The sequence below is a fragment of the Pseudomonas sp. P5_152 genome (assembly GCF_033989915.1).
Taxonomy (GTDB): domain Bacteria; phylum Pseudomonadota; class Gammaproteobacteria; order Pseudomonadales; family Pseudomonadaceae; genus Aquipseudomonas.
This window is the reverse complement of record NZ_JASFAH010000002.1, coordinates 320,732-337,112: the sequence shown is the minus strand read 5'-3', so window position 1 is coordinate 337,112 and position 16,381 is coordinate 320,732. Positions and strand designations below refer to the sequence as shown.

14 protein-coding genes are annotated in these 16,381 nt (G+C 63.0%); 7 read left to right on the top strand and 7 right to left on the bottom strand.

Annotation, left to right across the window (positions count from 1 at the left end; translation table 11 throughout):
* Position 1: 1 nt before the first annotated feature.
* From QMK50_RS01390 to QMK50_RS01380, 3 genes are read right to left on the bottom strand one after another with little or no spacing between them, the layout of a single operon-like run.
* Complete coding sequence (locus QMK50_RS01390; protein WP_320332292.1) at positions 2-1,285, bottom strand: dihydrolipoamide acetyltransferase family protein; 1,284 nt, start codon at positions 1,283-1,285, stop codon at positions 2-4.
* Positions 1,286-2,344 (bottom strand): alpha-ketoacid dehydrogenase subunit beta, encoded by a 1,059-nt coding sequence (locus tag QMK50_RS01385; protein WP_095168739.1) that lies wholly within the window; start codon positions 2,342-2,344, stop codon positions 1,286-1,288.
* Between the two features lies 1 nt (position 2,345).
* Positions 2,346-3,581, bottom strand: coding sequence for a 3-methyl-2-oxobutanoate dehydrogenase (2-methylpropanoyl-transferring) subunit alpha (locus QMK50_RS01380; RefSeq protein ID WP_095168740.1), 1,236 nt, complete (start codon positions 3,579-3,581; stop codon positions 2,346-2,348).
* A 186-nt stretch (positions 3,582-3,767) separates the two neighbouring features.
* Here QMK50_RS01380 and bkdR point away from each other — a divergent pair, with 186 nt between their 5' ends.
* Complete coding sequence (gene bkdR, locus QMK50_RS01375; RefSeq protein WP_095168741.1) at positions 3,768-4,256, top strand: Bkd operon transcriptional regulator BkdR; 489 nt, start codon at positions 3,768-3,770, stop codon at positions 4,254-4,256.
* 12 nt (positions 4,257-4,268) lie between these two features.
* Here the strand turns inward: bkdR and QMK50_RS01370 are convergent, their stop codons facing one another.
* The gene (locus tag QMK50_RS01370) at positions 4,269-5,132 is read right to left on the bottom strand and encodes an MBL fold metallo-hydrolase (protein WP_320332291.1); all 864 of its coding nucleotides are present in this window, start codon (positions 5,130-5,132) and stop codon (positions 4,269-4,271) included.
* Between the two features lie 162 nt (positions 5,133-5,294).
* Here QMK50_RS01370 and QMK50_RS01365 point away from each other — a divergent pair, with 162 nt between their 5' ends.
* The 5 genes from QMK50_RS01365 (at position 5,295) to QMK50_RS01345 (ending at position 12,387) form a co-directional block, all read left to right on the top strand.
* Complete coding sequence (locus QMK50_RS01365; RefSeq protein ID WP_159996229.1) at positions 5,295-6,101, top strand: sulfite exporter TauE/SafE family protein; 807 nt, start codon at positions 5,295-5,297, stop codon at positions 6,099-6,101.
* Between the two features lie 333 nt (positions 6,102-6,434).
* Positions 6,435-7,619, top strand: coding sequence for a porin (locus QMK50_RS01360; RefSeq protein WP_320332290.1), 1,185 nt, complete (start codon positions 6,435-6,437; stop codon positions 7,617-7,619).
* A gap of 153 nt (positions 7,620-7,772) precedes the next feature.
* Complete coding sequence (nosP, locus tag QMK50_RS01355; RefSeq protein WP_320334480.1) at positions 7,773-8,936, top strand: nitric oxide-sensing protein NosP; 1,164 nt, start codon at positions 7,773-7,775, stop codon at positions 8,934-8,936.
* On the top strand, positions 8,866-11,499 hold the full coding sequence (nahK, locus tag QMK50_RS01350) for a hybrid sensor histidine kinase/response regulator NahK/ErcS' (protein WP_320332289.1): 2,634 nt from the start codon (positions 8,866-8,868) through the stop codon (positions 11,497-11,499). The genes nosP and nahK overlap by 71 nt, the downstream gene beginning before the upstream one ends.
* Positions 11,500-11,640: 141 nt before the next feature.
* Complete coding sequence (locus QMK50_RS01345; protein WP_095168748.1) at positions 11,641-12,387, top strand: SDR family oxidoreductase; 747 nt, start codon at positions 11,641-11,643, stop codon at positions 12,385-12,387.
* Here the strand turns inward: QMK50_RS01345 and mapR are convergent.
* From mapR to QMK50_RS01330, 3 genes are all read right to left on the bottom strand, one after another.
* Positions 12,384-13,793 (bottom strand): GntR family transcriptional regulator MpaR, encoded by a 1,410-nt coding sequence (gene mapR, locus QMK50_RS01340; protein ID WP_095168749.1) that lies wholly within the window; start codon positions 13,791-13,793, stop codon positions 12,384-12,386. The genes QMK50_RS01345 and mapR overlap by 4 nt on opposite strands.
* Before the next feature lie 117 nt (positions 13,794-13,910).
* Positions 13,911-15,323, bottom strand: coding sequence for a cytochrome c oxidase accessory protein CcoG (gene ccoG, locus QMK50_RS01335; RefSeq protein ID WP_320332288.1), 1,413 nt, complete (start codon positions 15,321-15,323; stop codon positions 13,911-13,913).
* Positions 15,324-15,518: 195 nt separating this feature from the next.
* Complete coding sequence (locus tag QMK50_RS01330) at positions 15,519-15,752, bottom strand: DUF3203 family protein (protein ID WP_095168752.1); 234 nt, start codon at positions 15,750-15,752, stop codon at positions 15,519-15,521.
* Between the two features lie 122 nt (positions 15,753-15,874).
* On the opposite strand from QMK50_RS01330, the gene QMK50_RS01325 reads away from it, so the two are divergent.
* Positions 15,875-16,375 carry an MgtC/SapB family protein gene (locus QMK50_RS01325; RefSeq protein WP_095168753.1) on the top strand — a complete coding sequence of 167 codons (501 nt, stop codon included), beginning with the start codon at positions 15,875-15,877 and terminating at the stop codon, positions 16,373-16,375.
* The last annotated feature ends 6 nt before the right edge of the window (positions 16,376-16,381 follow it).

Here is a 16,381-nt window from a genome sequence, read left to right as displayed (position 1 = left end):
CTTACTCCACAAACAGCGTAGCGGGTTGTTCGAGCAAACCACGCAGGGCCTGGATGAATTGTGCTGCGTCCATGCCATCGACCACTCGGTGATCGAAGGAACTGGAGAGGTTCATCATTTTGCGGATCACGATCTGGCCCTTGATCACCATAGGCCGCTCGACGATCTTGTTGACGCCGATGATCGCCACTTCCGGCAGGTTCAGCACCGGGGTGCTGACAATGCCACCCAGGGCGCCGAGGCTGGTCAGGGTGATGCTGGAGCCGGACAGTTCGTCGCGGCTGGCCTTGCCGTTGCGCGCGGCCATGGCCAGGCGGGCGATTTCCCCGGCGCTGTCCCACAGGCTGCGGGCTTCGGCGTGCCGCACTACGGGCACCATCAGGCCGATGTCGGCCTGGGTGGCGATACCCACGTGCACGGCGCCAAGGCGGGTGATCACCTGGGCTTCGTCATCGTAGCGGGCGTTGATCTGCGGGAAGTCGCGCAGGGCAACCACCAGGGCACGCACCAGGAACGGCAGCAAGGTCAGCTTGCCGCGGCTCGCGCCGTGTTTTTCGTTGAGGTGTGCGCGCAGTTCTTCGACGGCGGTGACGTCGATTTCTTCGACATAACTGAAGTGCGCCGCACGCTGGGTAGCGTCCTGCATGCGCTGGGCGATCTTGCGGCGCATGCCGATGACCGGGATCTGCTCTTCGTCATGTCGTTCGCGGTAGGCATTGCCGGCCGTGGAGGTTGTCCCGGGGCCCTGTGCCAGGTAGGCGTCGAGGTCTTCGTGGAGAATGCGCCCGGCAGGGCCGGTGCCCTGGACCAGACGCAACTGGATACCAGCGTCCAGGGCATGCTTGCGCACGGCCGGCGAGGCCAGCGGACGTTCGTCGGCGGTGCGAGCCACCGGCGCCTGGGGCGCTGGTCGGCAGGCTGCTGCAGGTTTGCTCGGCGCCACGCTCTCGACCTTGGGTGCGGGTGCCGGCGCCATTTTGGCGGGCTCGGCCTTGACCTCGGCCACGGCAGCCGGCTGTGCGGATTCCTTGTAGTTGCCCGCGCCTTCGACTTCGATGCTGATCAGGATGCTGCCCACGGCCATCACTTCACCGGGCACACCGCCCAGGGAAATCACCTTGCCGTGCACCGGCGAAGGGATATCGACCATCGCCTTGTCGGTCATCACATCGGCCAGTACCTGGTCTTCGACCACCAGGTCGCCAACCTTGACGTGCCACACCGACAGTTCTACTTCTGCAATGCCTTCGCCAATGTCCGGCATTTTAATAACGTGCGTGCCCATTCAGACCTCCATGACCCGTTTCAACGCCGCGCCCACACGGGACGGCCCTGGGAAATACGCCCACTCTTGCGCGTGCGGGTAGGGGGTGTCCCAACCGGTCACACGTTCGATCGGCGCTTCCAGGTAGTGGAAGCAGTGTTCCTGTACCAGCGACACCAGCTCGGCGCCAAAACCGCAGGTGCGGGTGGCTTCGTGGACGACCACGCAACGGCCGGTCTTCTTCACCGAGTTGACGATGGTTTCCAGGTCCAGCGGCCACAGGCTGCGCAGGTCGATGACTTCGGCATCGATCCCACTTTCTTCAGCCGCCACCTGGGAGACATAGACGGTGGTGCCGTAGGTAAGGATGGTCACGTCCTTGCCCGGACGGGTGATTGCCGCGACGTCCAGTGGCACGGTGTAGTAGCCGTCCGGTACTTGTGCGGCCGGGTGTTTCGACCAAGGGGTCACCGGGCGGTCGTGGTGGCCGTCGAACGGGCCGTTGTACAGGCGTTTCGGCTCGAGGAAGATCACCGGGTCATCGTTTTCGATGGAGGCGATCAGCAGGCCCTTGGCGTCGTAGGGGTTGGACGGCATCACGGTGCGCAGGCCGCAGACCTGGGTGAACATCGCTTCGATGCTCTGGCTGTGGGTCTGGCCACCGTAGATGCCACCGCCGCACGGCATGCGCAGGGTCATCGGCGCGGTGAACTCGCCGGCCGAGCGATAACGCAGGCGGGCGGCTTCGGAAATGATCTGGTCGGATGCCGGGTAGACGTAGTCGGCAAACTGGATCTCGGCCACCGGGCGCAGGCCATAGGCACCCATGCCGACGGCGACGCCGACGATCCCGCTTTCCGAGATCGGTGCATCGAACACCCGCGAGGTGCCGTACTTGTTCTGCAGGCCTTCGGTGCAACGGAACACGCCACCGAAGTAGCCGACGTCCTGGCCGAACACCACTACGTTGTCGTCGCGCTCAAGCATCACGTCCATGGCCGAGCGCAGGGCCTGGATCATGGTCATGGTGGTCGTGGTCATGGCGGTTTCCAACTCGATTTTATTGTTGTGATCGTTCATGTCAGATCCCCAACTCCTGGCGCTGGCGCTTCAAGTGCTCCGGCATCTCTTTATAGACGTCCTCGAACATGGTCGCGGCGCTCGGGATCTGGCCACCGGCCAGGGTGCCGTACTGCTCGGCTTCTTTTTGCGCGGCAATCACTTCGGCTTCCAGCTCGGCGCTCAGGGCCGTGTGTTCCTCGTCGGACCAGTGGCCATTTTTCACCATGTGCTGCTTGAGGCGGGCGATCGGGTCACCCAAGGGGAAGTGGCTCCAGTCGTCGGCAGGGCGGTACTTGGACGGATCATCGGAAGTCGAGTGCGGGCCTGCGCGGTAGGTGACCCATTCGATCATGGTCGGGCCCAGGTTGCGGCGCGCACGCTCGGCAGCCCAGGCGGACGCGGCGTAGACCGCGATGAAGTCGTTGCCGTCGACCCGCAGCGAAGCGATGCCGCAGCCCACGCCACGACCGGCGAAGGTGGTGGCTTCACCGCCGGCAATGGCCTGGAAGGTGGAGATCGCCCACTGGTTGTTGACCACGTTGAGGATCACCGGCGCGCGGTACACGTGGGCGAAGGTCAGGGCGGTGTGGAAGTCCGACTCGGCGGTAGCGCCGTCACCGATCCAGGCCGAGGCGATTTTGGTGTCGCCCTTGATCGCCGAGGCCATGCCCCAGCCCACGCCCTGGATGAACTGGGTCGCCAGGTTGCCCGAGATGGTGAAGAACCCAGCGTCCCTGACCGAATACATGATCGGCAATTGCCGGCCCTTGAGCGGATCGCGCTCGTTGGACAGCAGTTGGCAGATCAGGTCGACCAATGGCACTTCACGGGCCATCAGGATGCTTTGCTGGCGGTAGGTGGGGAAGCACATGTCGTCGATGTTCAGGGCCAGGGCCTGGGCACTGCCGATGGCTTCTTCGCCGAGGCTCTGCATGTAGAACGACATTTTTTTCTGACGCTGGGCGACCACCATGCGGTTGTCATAGATCCGCGTCTTGAGCATGGCTCGCATGCCTTTGCGCAGGATCTCCACCGACACGCCTTCGGCCCACGGGCCCAGGGCATTGCCCTGGTCGTCGAGCACGCGAATCAGGCCACGGGCCAGGTCGGCGGTGTCGGCCGGTTCTACGTCGATTGGGGGTTTGCGCACAGTGCCCGCATCGGTCAGATGCAGGTAGGAGAAGTCGGTTTTGCATCCAGGACGGCCCGATGGTTCAGGCACGTGCAGGCGCAGCGGTTCATACGCTTCTTTCATGGCTTCTACGCTCGATCTTGTGAATTTCTTGTAGTGAGCTGACGTTCATCCTTCGGGTCGAAGGAATCTTGTCCTACAACAATCATAGGCCCGGCGCAGAAGAATATTTATCTCTGTTTCGTTGCACTTGAGATCATTTGAGGATAAAAAATCTGCATAAACATAAAAAACAGGTGGTTTTGTCTCATGCGCAAACTGGACCGTACCGATATCGGCATTCTCAACAGCCTTCAGGAGAACGCGCGCATCACCAATGCCGACCTTGCCCGCTCGGTGAATCTGTCGCCCACGCCCTGTTTCAATCGGGTCAAGGCCATGGAGGAGCTGGGGCTGATTCGCGAGCAGGTGACGCTGCTGGATGCTGATCTGCTGGGGCTGCATGTCAATGTGTTCATTCACGTCAGCCTGGAGAAGCAGGTGGAGGAGGCGCTGCAGCATTTCGAGGAGGCGATTGCCGATCGTCCGGAGGTGATGGAGTGTTATCTGATGGCCGGGGATCCGGACTATCTGATCCGGGTGCTGGTGCCGACCATTCAGTCGCTGGAGCGCTTCATGATGGATTTTCTGACCAAGGTGCCGGGGGTGGCCAATATTCGCTCCAGTTTTGCCCTTAAGCAGGTGCGGTATAAGACGGCGTTGCCTTTGCCGGCGAATGGGTTGACGTTGGGGGGGTGACGCGTCTCGGCTTCAGAGCTGGTTGATCGGGATTTTCAGGTACACCACGCCATTGTTTTCCGGCGGCGGCAGGCGGCCTGCTCGGACGTTGACCTGGATCGCTGGCAACAGCAGGGTTGGCATGTCCAGTCCGGCATCACGTTCGGTGCGCATGGTGATGAATGTGGCGGCGTCGATGCCGTCGTGTACATGGATGTTGTGCGCGCGCTGTTCGCCGACGGTGCTCTGGCACTGTGGCGGGCGGGCGGGTGGCGGGTAGTCGTGGCAGACGTAGAGGCGGGTGGTGGCGGGATAGGCCAGCAGGCGCTGGATCGAGGCGTACATCTGCGCGGCGTTGCCGCCGGGGAAGTCGCAGCGGGCCGTGCCGACATCTGGCAGGAACAGGGTGTCGCCCACCAGGATCAGTTGCTCGTCGATCAGGTACGCCATGTCTGCCGGGGTGTGCCCAGGCACATGCAGGGCTTTGGCCGACAGGTTGCCGATGGCAAAAACCTCGTCCGGCGCAAATAGATGATCGAACTGCGAACCGTCGACAGCAAATCCCGTTTCCAGGTTGAACAGGCCCTTGAACACCGCCTGTACCTGGCTGATGGCCTGGCCGATGGCGATCTTGCCGCCCAGTTCGCCGCGCAGGTAGGGCGCGGCGGACAGGTGATCGGCGTGGGCGTGGGTTTCCAGCAGCCATTGCACCTGCAGTCGGTGTTCGCGCACGAAGTGGATAATCCGCTGGGCCTGGACCGTCGAGGTTTGTCCGGAGGCTGCAGCGTAGTCGAGCACTGGATCGACGATCGCGCAGGCGCCGCCATCGGTTTCGTAGATCACGTAGCTGTAGGTCGACGAGGCGGGGTCGAGGAAGGCTTCAATCAAGGCGGGCATGGTGGCCGTTTCTGTCGGGACAAGCCTTGAGGGTAGTGGCATCTTCCCTGGCTTGACCAGCCCCGGGACAAATCAATACATGAAAAAAGCCGCGCGCGCTCTATCCTGTCAGGCATCGATACCGGGCGTTCCCGGCTTTTTTTCGCGGACCGTGAGTGTTTTATGTTGCTGGCGAGTTTTTTTGGCGTGGTGATGGGGCTGGTGCTGGGCTTGACGGGGGCAGGGGGTGGCATTCTAGCGGTCCCGGCGTTGGTGCTCGGTCTGGGCTGGAGCATGACCCAGGCGGCCCCGGTGGCTCTGTTCGCGGTGGGCAGCGCGGCGGCGGTGGGTGCCATCGATGGTTTGCGCCACGGCCTGGTGCGCTACCGCGCGGCGCTGTTGATTGCGTTGTTGGGCGCGGTGTTTTCGCCTCTGGGTATTTATTTCGCCCATCAGTTACCGGAAAAAATCCTCATGCTGCTGTTCAGCCTGCTGATGGTCATGGTGGCCGTGCGCATGCTGCGCCGTGAACGCCAGGACGCCGGGCCGAGCGATCACGGTCACGCCAACTGGGGGCAGAAGAACTGCATGCTCGACCAGCAGACCGGGCGCTTTTCCTGGACCGCCAAGTGCACCGCGACCCTGGCCGCACTCGGCGCGGTGACCGGGGTGGTGTCGGGGTTGCTCGGGGTGGGCGGCGGGTTCCTGATTGTCCCGGCGTTCAAGCAACTGACCGACGTGCAGATGCGTGGAATCGTCGCCACATCGTTGATGGTGATCAGCCTGATTTCGCTGATTGGCGTGATCGGTGCCTTCCATGCCGGCGTACGTATCGATCGCTTGGGTGTGGCGTTCATTGTCGCCAGTATCCTCGGCATGCTGCTCGGTCGCAGACTCTGCGCCCATGTTCCGGCTCGCGCGTTGCAGGTCGGCTTTGCCAGCGTGTGCGTGGTGGTTGCGCTGTACATGCTGGTAAAGGCCCAGGCCTGACGATTAGAAGCATGCGCACCACTTTGGTGGGTGTATGCAAAACCCGCGAGCACCCAAAATCCCTGTGGGAGCGAGCTCGCTCGCGATGAGGCCGGTCCTTTCAACATCGACGACGCCTGACACACCGCCATCGCGAGCAAGCTGTGCTCCCACGGTAAAGAGGCGTACGCCGAAAGTGGCGGGCCCTTGGCCGGGGCCGGTCTTACACCGTAGTAGCTGAGCATCACCCGCCAGTCCAAAGCACCTGGCAACCGCCTCCAAGGCAGCGTATGACGCCTCCGTTCGGCTTTCGATAATCGCCTCCGACATCAAGTCCCCGTTGCGGAGCGCGCCATGCACAACAATAAGAACTTCCAGCACCGTTTCTTGCCAGCCTTCATCGCCAGTCTGTCGACCCTCGGCCTCAGCTCGTTCGCCGAGGCGGATATCATGCTCTACGACAAGGACCAGACCACATTCTCCACCGACGGCTACATCAACGCGTTCTACGTCAACAGCGACGTCGACCGCACGGGTGATCAGTACGACCGGCGGCAGTCGCGGGTGAAGATGGGTTTTTTGCCCAACTACCTGGGCTTCAACATGGGCAAGCAAGTCGATGATCTGAAACTCGGCGCCCGGGCTTCGTTCTGGGTGACCATCAACGACAGCGAAACCAACGGCACCGACACTGCCATCGACGTGCGCCAGTTCTACGGCACGGTGGCCAACCCCGAGTGGGGCGAGGTGCTGATCGGCAAGGACTTCGGGTTGTTTGCCCGCTCCAACATCCTGCTCGACGAATTGCTGGCCGGTTATGGCCAGGTCAGCGACACCCTGGGCCTGGTGGATGGCGGTGGAGTGTCGTTCGGCAACATCGGCACCGGCTACCCGTACCCGTTCCCGACTTCGCAAATCACCTACCGCACGCCGGTGCTGGACGGGTTGCGGGTGGCCGTGGGGATCATGGACCCGGTCGACACCAACGACAGCAGCCCGACCGGCAAGGCCTACCAGGAAAACCCGCGGACCGAGAGCGAGATCACCTACCAGTTCGACCTCGCCGGGGCGAAGATCTACAGCTGGGTCAACGGCAGCTACCAGACCTCCGACAACACCGATTCGAGCGTCGATACCATTACCTCCAAAGGCGTCGGTTACGGCGTGCAGGCCAAGATGGGCGGGCTGTCGCTGACCGGTTCGGGCTTCCAGGCCAAGGGCATCAACCCGTTCTATACCAACAACGCCGGCGAACCCACGCTGCGCAATGTCGACAGCGACGGCTACCTGCTGCAGGGCTCCTACAAGTTGGGCAAGAACCGCCTGGCCTTGTCCTACGGCAAGACCAAAGACGATGGCAACGGTGTGGTCGGCAGCGGCGCGGACTACGAGACCCGGGGCATCGCCCTGTTCCACGACGTCAACGACAACCTCAAGCTGGTGGCCGAGTACAACCAGTTCGAACTCAACGGCCACGATAGCGACGCACAGAACGAAGACACCGATACCTTTGCCGTGGGTGCGGTGCTGACCTGGTAACCCCCCGGTGTGGCGCTGGCTGTGCGCATCACGGCCGGCGTCGCACCCCTCTCATCCCATCGAAGTGCCAGACCGCTACCCAAGTAGCATAGGTCGCGGTCCGTGGCCTTCGTACACTCAAGCCTCAACCATGCGCACCTGCCGGAGGCGACGATGCAGCAGGTCCAGAGTGAAGGGATCGTCAGTGCCATGTCCCAGGCCAGTGACGCGCAACAGGTAGCCCAGGAGCTGGCGCGGCAGTTGTTGCATCCGCACTTGGGGTTCGTGCTGTTTTTCTGCTCCGCCGAGTACGACCTCCAGGCGCTGGGCGAGGCCCTGGCGCAGGGGTTCGGCGGGATCCGCCTGGTGGGCTGCACCAGTGCCGGGGAAATCACCCCCCAGGGCTACGGCCGCAACTGCGTAACGGCGGTGGGTTTCGATCACCGGCACTTCTCTATCTCTACCGCGCTGATCGACGAGATGGAGCACTTCAGCCTGATCGACGCCCAGCAGATGGTCGAGCGCCTGGTCAGTGGCTGTCGCAGCAACACCCTGGCCCCGATCAAGGGCAACAGCTTTGCCCTGACCCTGCTTGACGGGCTGTCCAGTCGCGAGGAGATGGTGCTTGCCGCCCTCAGTGCAGCCTTGGGCGACATCCCTCATTTCGGTGGTTCGGCCGGCGACGACAATTACCTGACTCACACCCATGTGTACTTCGACGGTGCGTTTCACAGCGGCGCGGCGGTGGTGGTGCTGGTCAATACCTGGCTCGACTTTGAAGTGTTCACCACCCACCACATCCTGCCGCGTGCGGAAAAACTGGTGGTGACCGGTGCCGACAGTCCTTCCAGGCGGGTATTCGAACTCAACGCCGAGCCAGCCGCCGAAGAGTACGCCCGGCACATTGGCGTGCCGGTGGCCGAGCTCGACCACCGGATTTTTGCCGCCCACCCCTTGGCCGTGCGGATCAACCAGCAGTACTACGTGCGGGCGATCCAGCAAGTGCACCCGGACCTGAGCCTGAGTTTCTACTGCGCCGTGGAAAACGGCATTGTCCTCACCGCCATGACGCCGGGGCCGATGCTGCCGAACCTGGAGCGGCTGTTCGAGGGTTTGCAGGAGCGCCTCGGCGAGCTGCTGCTGACCATCGGTTGCGACTGCTTCCTGCGGCGCCTGGAACTGGAAGACAGCGGCAAGCTGGAGCAGATCGGCGGGTTTTTGCGGGACCAGCGGGTGATGGGTTTCAACACCTACGGAGAACAGTTCAATGGCATGCACATCAACCAGACCTTTACCGGGGTTGCCATTGCCCGTGGCCGATCCCCAGCAAAACGCTGAGCTGCAGGCGCAGATCGCCTGCCTGCAGCGCGACAACCACAAACTGGCGCGCATCAACAGTGCCCTGATCGAGCGCATCGAATCCGGCGTCACCCGGGGCAACGACCCCTATGCGGCGTTCCAGCACTCGGTGGTGCTGGCCGAACAGGTGCGTGAGCGTACCGATGCGCTGAACCAGGCGATGGCCGAGCTCAAGGCCGGCAATCACCTGCTCAGTGACGCGCGGCTGCGGGCCGAGACGGCGCACCAGCACCTGATCGATGCCATCGAGAGCATTTCCGACGCCTTTGTGCTGTTCGACGCCGACCAGCGCATCGTCCTGTTCAATAGCCGCTTCAAGGCGTTCTGGAGCAACAGCCGGGTGCGGATCATCGCCGGCATGCGCCTGGGCGAGGTTAAGCGCCTGATGGCCGGGACCGGGCTGTTTACCGAGGAACCCCGGGGCAGTGCCGACGAAAGCCTGCTGTATCGCCTGCAGAACGGGCGCTGGTTGCAGGTCAGCGAGCGGCCGACCCAGGAAGGCGGGCGAGTGATCCTGTTCACCGATATCACCGAGGTCAAGCAAAGCGAGACCGCGCGCCGTGAGCAGGCGGTGGCGCAGAAATCCCATTTGTTGCAACGGGCGGTGGACAACCTGTCCCAAGGGGTGGCGATGGTCAACGCCGAGGGCGTGCTGGAACTGTGGAACCGGCGTTTTCTCGAACTCAGCGGACTGGCTCCGGTGGCCGCTCATCGACCGTTCAGCGAGGTCATCGGCGACAGCGAACTGCAACTGCTGACCCCCGCCAGTCGCGACGCCAACGGCCGCCCCGTGCAGGAGTGCGAACAGCGCCTGTACGATGGCCGGGTCCTGGAGATCCGCACCCATCCATTGCCCACCGGCGGTTTCGTCAACACCTTCACCGATATCACCGAGCGCTACCAGCACGCCGAAGCGCTGAGTGAAAGCGAGCGCTGGATCCGCCTGATCACCGACCACGTGCCGGCCCTGATCGCCTACCTCAACGCCGACCTGGTCTACGAATTCACCAACAAGGTCTACGAAGAGTGGTACTGCTGGCCACGCGGGGTGATGCTCGGCCAGAGCCTGCGCGAGGTCCACAGTGAACAGCACTACCAACGCCTGGAAGCCTATGTGGCGCGGGCGCTGGCGGGCGAGAGCGTGACCTTCGAGTTTGCCGAGACCAACATCAACAATCAGGAGCGCTACATGCTGCGCTCCTATGTGCCCAATCGCCTGGCCAGCGGCGAAGTGGTGGGGATCTTTGTGCTGATTCGCGACATCACCGAGCGCCGACGGACCGCCGAGGCACTGCACCAGGCCTATCAGAACCTCGAGCTGCGGGTGCGCGAACGCACCACGGAGCTGACCACCCTCAACACTCAACTGCGCAGCGAGATCGACGAGCGCCGGCGCGTCGAATCGCGGCTGCGCGAGGCCAAGCTGGAGGCCGAGCGGGCCAACCTGTCGAAGACCAAGTTTCTCGCCGCGGTCAGCCATGACCTGCTGCAACCGCTGAACGCCGCGCGGTTGTTTACCGGGGCCTTGCTCGAACGCCGCGAGCCCCAGGCCAATGAAGTGCTGGTGCGCAATGTCAGCAATTCGCTGGAGGACGTGGAAAACCTGCTGGGCACCCTGGTCGATATTTCCAAGCTGGATGCCGGGGTGATCACTGCCGATATCGCGCCGTTCGCCTTGAGCGAGTTGCTCGAAAACCTCGCCGCGGAGTACACCCAGGTGGCTCGCAGCGAGGGCCTGGAACTGCACTTCGTGGCCTGTTCGGCCTTGGTGCGCAGTGACATCCAGTTGCTGGCGCGGATCCTGCGCAATCTGCTGAGCAATGCCATCCGCTACACCTACAGCGGCCGCGTGGTGTTGGGATGCCGGCGCCAGCACCAGCGGCTGTCGATCGAGGTCTGGGACAGCGGCATGGGCATCGCCGAAGATCGCCTGGAGGAAATTTTCCAGGAGTTCAAGCGCGGCGACGTGCAGCGCCCCCATCAGGATCGAGGGCTGGGCCTGGGGTTGGCGATCGTCGAGAAGATCGCCGGGATCCTCGGCCACCGGATCCACGTGCGTTCCTGGCCGGGGCGCGGCTCGGTATTTTCCGTGGAAGTGCCGCTCAGCGCCACTGCGCCCAAGGCCCTGGCAAGCCTGGTCATCAGCGAGCCGATGTTGGAGCGCCTGCGGGGCGCGCGGGTGTGGGTACTGGATAACGACGCGGCGATCTGCGCAGGCATGCGCACCTTGCTTGAAGGCTGGGGCTGCCGGGTGGTAACCGCGTTGTCCGAGCAGGACCTGGCACGTCAGGTGGACAACTACCACGCCGAAGCCGACTTGCTGATCGCCGACTATCATCTGGACGACGAGCAGAATGGTGTCGACGCCGTGGCCCGGATCAACGCGCGGCGCGCCTGTGCGATTCCGGCGATGATGATCACCGCCAACTACAGCAACGAGCTCAAGCAGCAGATCCGCGAGCTGGGCCATACCCTGATGCACAAGCCGGTGCGGCCGATGAAGCTCAAGACCGCGATGAGCCATTTGCTCGGCCGGGTGTAGGCCTGGGTCGGGCGCCCTGGGGAGCTTTTTATCGGCAATTCGGCCTGCGGATAACCCCGCGGCTGTTCGTCCCCATGCAAAACCCGGCTGTGGCGGGTATCCTTGCCACGCGAGGTTACACGTCTGGATAGGGGAGCAAGCATGGATAAAGTCATCGTCATCACCGGTGGCAGTCGCGGTATTGGCGCGGCCACGGCGTTACTGGCCGCAGAGCAGGGGTATCGCATCTGCATCAACTACCTGGCGGACGAAGAGGCGGCCCATCGGGTCCTGGCCCAAGTCCGTGCCCTGGGGGCCCAGGCAATCGCGGTGCGTGCCGATGTCAGCATCGAAGACGAAGTGATCAGCCTGTTCCAGCGCGTCGACCAAGAACTGGGGCGGGTCACCGCGCTGGTCAACAACGCCGGCACGGTCGGGCAGAAGTCTCGCGTCGAGGACATGTCCGAGTTTCGCATCCTGAAAATCATGAAGACCAACGTCCTGGCGCCGATTCTCTGCGCCAAGCACGCACTGCTGCGCATGTCGCCCAAACATGGCGGGCAGGGTGGCAGCATCGTCAACGTCTCGTCGGTGGCCTCGCGCCTTGGTTCGCCGGGGGAGTACGTCGACTACGCCGCCTCCAAGGGGGCACTGGACTCCTTCACCATCGGCCTGTCCAAGGAAGTCGCCGGCGAAGGCATCCGGGTCAACGCGGTGCGGCCGGGCTACATCTACACCGACTTCCATGCCCTGAGCGGCGACCCGGACCGAGTCAGCAAGCTCGAATCGGGAATTCCCATGGCCCGTGGCGGGCGTCCCGACGAAGTCGCCGAGGCAATCATCTGGCTGCTCTCGGACAAGGCGTCCTATGCGGTCGGGACTTTCATTGACGTGGCGGGTGGGCGCTAGAACGAGCGCACGATACGGCCCAGGGTCTCCATGGCCTTTTCCGTGTCCTCGGTCCAGGGGCTGCCGTAGTTCAGGCGGATGCAGTTGCGAAAACGTCGGGTCGGAGAAAAGATCGGTCCCGGCGCGATGCTGATGCCCTGGGCCAGGGCCATCTGGAACAACTTCAACGAGTCCATCTGCTCCGGCAGCTCCAGCCACAGGAAGTAGCCGCCGGCCGGCTGGCTGACGCGGGTCTGTGCCGGGAAGTAGCGGGCGATGGCCGCCAGCATGGCGCTTTGCTGTTCTTCCAGGGCATAGCGCAACTTACGCAAGTGGCGGTCATAGCCGCCATGTTGCAGGTAATCGGCAATCGCTGCCTGGGCCGGCATCGAGGCACACAGCGAGGTCATCAACTTCAGTCGTTCGATCTTCTGCGCATAGCGCCCGGCGGCCACCCAACCAATGCGGTAACCGGGCGCCAGGCTCTTGGCGAACGAACCGCAGTGCATCACCAGGCCCTCGGTGTCGAAGGCCTTGGCCGGTTTCGGTGCTTGCTGGCCGTAATACAGCTCGGCGTAGACGTCGTCTTCGATCAGCGGCACCTGATGACGGCGCAGCAACTCCACCAGTTCCTGTTTCTTGGCCTCGGGCATGGTCGCGCCCATCGGGTTCTGGAAGCTGGTCATGCACCAGCAGGCCTTGATCGGGTGGCGTTCGAGGGTTTGCGCGAGCACCCCAAGGTCGATGCCATCGCGCGGGTGCACGGGAATCTCCACGGCCTTGAGCTTGAGCCGTTCGAGCACTTGCAGGCTGGCATAGAAGGCCGGGGCCTCGATGGCCACCAGGTCGCCGGGTTCGGTGACGGCTTGCAGGCACAGGTTGAGGGCTTCCAGCGCGCCGTTGGTGATCAGCAGTTCTTCCATGGGCAGCATCAGCCCGCCGACCATGTAGCGCAGGGCGATTTGCCGGCGCAGTTGCGGGTTGCCCGGCGACATGTCGGTGACCACCATGCGCGGGTCCATTTCACGGCTGGCGCTGGCCAGCGAACGCGCCAGGCGTTGCAGCGGAAACAGGGTCGGGCTGGGGAAGGCCGAGCCGAACGGCACGGTGTGCGGGTCCTTGATCGAGTCCAGCACCGAGAACACCAGTTCGCTGACGTCGACTTCGGTGGACTCGTTGACCTGGCTGCTGATCACCGGCTCGGAAAACGGGCTGGGGGCGTGGGTGTTGACGAAGTAGCCGGAGCGCGGCCGGGCGCGAATCAGGCCTCGGCGCTCCAGCAGGTAGTAGGCCTGGAACACCGTGGACGGGCTGACCCCATACGTCTGGCTGGCATACCGCACCGAGGGCACCCGCTGACCGGGCCCCAGGACGCCTGAGCGGATCAGCTCGGCAATGTCGTCAGCGAATTTTTCGTAGCGTTTCATCGAAAGCCCGATAGATGTCATTCAGAAAAATCGAGGTGCCTGTTTCGCCAGCAGGCTCGCTGCCACTGGTATGGAGGAGCGAGCCTGCTGGCAATGACAGCACCGCAGTGTAAAGGCTCAGCGGTTCATCGGTGCAACAAAGCGGCTGTTCGCCACGCTGTTGATCTGCGGCTCGTCGCTGTCGCTGACCTTGAAGCTCAGGGTCTGCGAGCTGCTGGCGGGCTTGTCGGTGGTCATGGCGACCGACACCGGCACATCGAGAATCTCCCCGGGTGCCAGGCTCAGCTCGGTCTTGCCCTGCAACTGGAAACCCTCGCCATCGACCAGTGACAGGCGATAGTCCTGGCGCTGTTGGGTCTTGTTGATGATCTTGAGGCTGTAGATGTTCTCGATCTGGCCCTGGCTGTTTTCGCGGAACAGGCCGCGGTCCTTGCTCACGTCCAGGGACACCATCGGCCGCTCCATCAACGCCAGCACCAGGGCGCCGATCATCACCAGTAGCACCGCGGTGTAGCCGATCAGGCGCGGGCGCAGCAAGTGGGTCTTGCCACCTTGCAACTGGTGTTCGGACGTATAGCTGATCAGGCCCCGGGCGTAGCCCATCTTGTCCATGATCGAATCACAGGCGTCGATGCAGGCGGCGCAGCCAATGCACTCCATCTGCAAGCCGTCGCGGATGTCGATCCCGGTGGGGCAGACCTGCACGCACAACTGGCAGTCGATGCAGTCGCCCAGGCCCACCTCGGCCGGCTTGACCTCGCGCTTGCGCGGACCGCGGTGTTCGCCACGGGCGGTGTCGTAGGAGATGGTCAGGGTGTCCTTGTCGAACATCACGCTCTGGAACCGTGCGTAGGGGCACATGTGCATGCACACCGCTTCGCGCAGCCAGCCGGCGTTGATGTAGGTGGCGGCGGTGAAAAACAGTACCCAGAACAGGCTGACGCCGCCCATTTGCCAGGTCAGCAGTTCTTCGGCCAGCGGCCGGATCGGCGTGAAGTAACCGACAAAGGTCAGGCCGGTGAGCACGCTGATCGCCAGCCACATCGTGTGTTTGGCCGAGCGGCGCAGCAGTTTTTCCAGGGTCCAGGGCGCGGCTTGCAGCTTGATCCGCTGGTTGCGCTCACCCTCGGTGACTTTTTCACACCACATGAACAACCAGGTGAACGAGCTCTGCGGGCAGGTGTAGCCACACCAGACGCGCCCGGCAAACACGGTGATTGCGAACAGGCCGAAGGCGCAGATGATCAACAGCGCCGAGAGCAGGATGAAATCCTGCGGCCAGAAGGTTGCACCGAAGATGTGGAACTTGCTCTGCGCCAGGTCCCAGAGCACGGCCTGGCGGCCACCCCAGTTCAGCCACACGGTGCCAAAAAACGCCAGGAACAGAAAACCCGCACCGCTGATGCGCAGGGTACGGAACAAACCGCTGAAGCTACGGGTGTGGATCTGGTTGTCGCTGGATTTGGCCTTCATCTTTGAACGCGAAGGCTCGAATGTTTCTACTAATCGGACGGGGATTTTATCGCTCATGGTCTTTCGCTCATCAGCCTCCATCAGGCCAATGAACTATGCGCGGGCAACTGTTTGCATAACAGACTCAGGTATTGGATTAAAAAGCGGATCAGATGCGCTTCTGCACCGCCCCTGCGACAACTTGATGCACCCCGCCGGGCGTGGCGCGCATGCCTATCCCAGGCGTCTGGCGGGGGGCTTGATGGAGATCAGTCAAATCACCGAATCACTGTCAGTGACCTTCAGGTGCCGCCGGCCATCGACCGCACCTGCTACGGTCAATGCGTCGGCTTCTGCTTCGGTGATGTACACGCGCTGACCGTCGAGGTCCACCGCCGACATCGACTTATCACCGTCAGTGAGGATGGTCACGTCAGCGGCCAGGCGGATCTCTTCGCCGCTTTCGGTGGTGAAAAAGCAGGTCTGGTTTTCGATGCGCACGGTCATGGGGGCTCTCCACTGTATTTGGGGCTTTCACGTTAGGGTCCTGGGGCCGTCCATCGTTCGCTGCAACCGATTAGCGGTCGGCGCGGTCCATGCCTTATCAACTTTCTTTTCAGGACTGCCTCATGGACGCTTGGTGGCATGAAGTCTGGATCACCCTGCAAGCGGAGTTCGCCGACATCGGCGACGCGTCGCAGTTGACGCGCATTACCGTGCGCTTGCTGATCGCCGCGTTGCTGGGGGCGATCCTCGGGTTTGAGCGTGAGCAAAAAGGCAAGGCCGCCGGGGTGCGCACCCACATGTTGGTCGCCATGGGCGCCGCGCTGTTTGTGCTGGTGCCACAGATGTCCGGGGCCCAGGCAGATGCCATGAGCCGAGTGGTGCAGGGGGTGATCGCCGGCATCGGCTTTCTCGGGGCCGGGACCATTCTCAAGGGCAAGGACGGTGACGAAAGCCACGTCAAGGGCCTGACCACCGCTGCCGGCCTGTGGATGACCGCCGCCATTGGCGTCGCCGCCGGCATGGGCCGCGAGTCGACGGCGGTGCTCAGTACGCTGCTGGCACTGGCGGTGTTCAGCGTCATGCCGTGGATCGTCAACCTGTTTGAAAAGGACAAGGAGCCCTAGGGATGG

Excerpts from the sequence above, each read along its gene's own strand:
- QMK50_RS01360 (WP_320332290.1), top strand. The coding sequence starts at position 6,435 with ATGCACAACAATAAGAACTTCCAGCACCGTTTCTTGCCAGCCTTCATC.
- QMK50_RS01370 (WP_320332291.1), bottom strand. The coding sequence starts at position 5,132 with ATGCCCGCCTTGATTGAAGCCTTCCTCGACCCCGCCTCGTCGACCTAC.
- bkdR (WP_095168741.1), top strand. The coding sequence starts at position 3,768 with ATGCGCAAACTGGACCGTACCGATATCGGCATTCTCAACAGCCTTCAG.
- nosP (WP_320334480.1), top strand. The coding sequence starts at position 7,773 with ATGCAGCAGGTCCAGAGTGAAGGGATCGTCAGTGCCATGTCCCAGGCC.
- QMK50_RS01390 (WP_320332292.1), bottom strand. The coding sequence starts at position 1,285 with ATGGGCACGCACGTTATTAAAATGCCGGACATTGGCGAAGGCATTGCA.
- QMK50_RS01345 (WP_095168748.1), top strand. The coding sequence starts at position 11,641 with ATGGATAAAGTCATCGTCATCACCGGTGGCAGTCGCGGTATTGGCGCG.
- QMK50_RS01385 (WP_095168739.1), bottom strand. The coding sequence starts at position 2,344 with ATGAACGATCACAACAATAAAATCGAGTTGGAAACCGCCATGACCACG.
- QMK50_RS01330 (WP_095168752.1), bottom strand. The coding sequence starts at position 15,752 with ATGACCGTGCGCATCGAAAACCAGACCTGCTTTTTCACCACCGAAAGC.
- ccoG (WP_320332288.1), bottom strand. The coding sequence starts at position 15,323 with ATGAGCGATAAAATCCCCGTCCGATTAGTAGAAACATTCGAGCCTTCG.
- QMK50_RS01365 (WP_159996229.1), top strand. The coding sequence starts at position 5,295 with ATGTTGCTGGCGAGTTTTTTTGGCGTGGTGATGGGGCTGGTGCTGGGC.
- mapR (WP_095168749.1), bottom strand. The coding sequence starts at position 13,793 with ATGAAACGCTACGAAAAATTCGCTGACGACATTGCCGAGCTGATCCGC.
- QMK50_RS01325 (WP_095168753.1), top strand. The coding sequence starts at position 15,875 with ATGGACGCTTGGTGGCATGAAGTCTGGATCACCCTGCAAGCGGAGTTC.
- nahK (WP_320332289.1), top strand. The coding sequence starts at position 8,866 with ATGGCATGCACATCAACCAGACCTTTACCGGGGTTGCCATTGCCCGTG.
- QMK50_RS01380 (WP_095168740.1), bottom strand. The coding sequence starts at position 3,581 with ATGAAAGAAGCGTATGAACCGCTGCGCCTGCACGTGCCTGAACCATCG.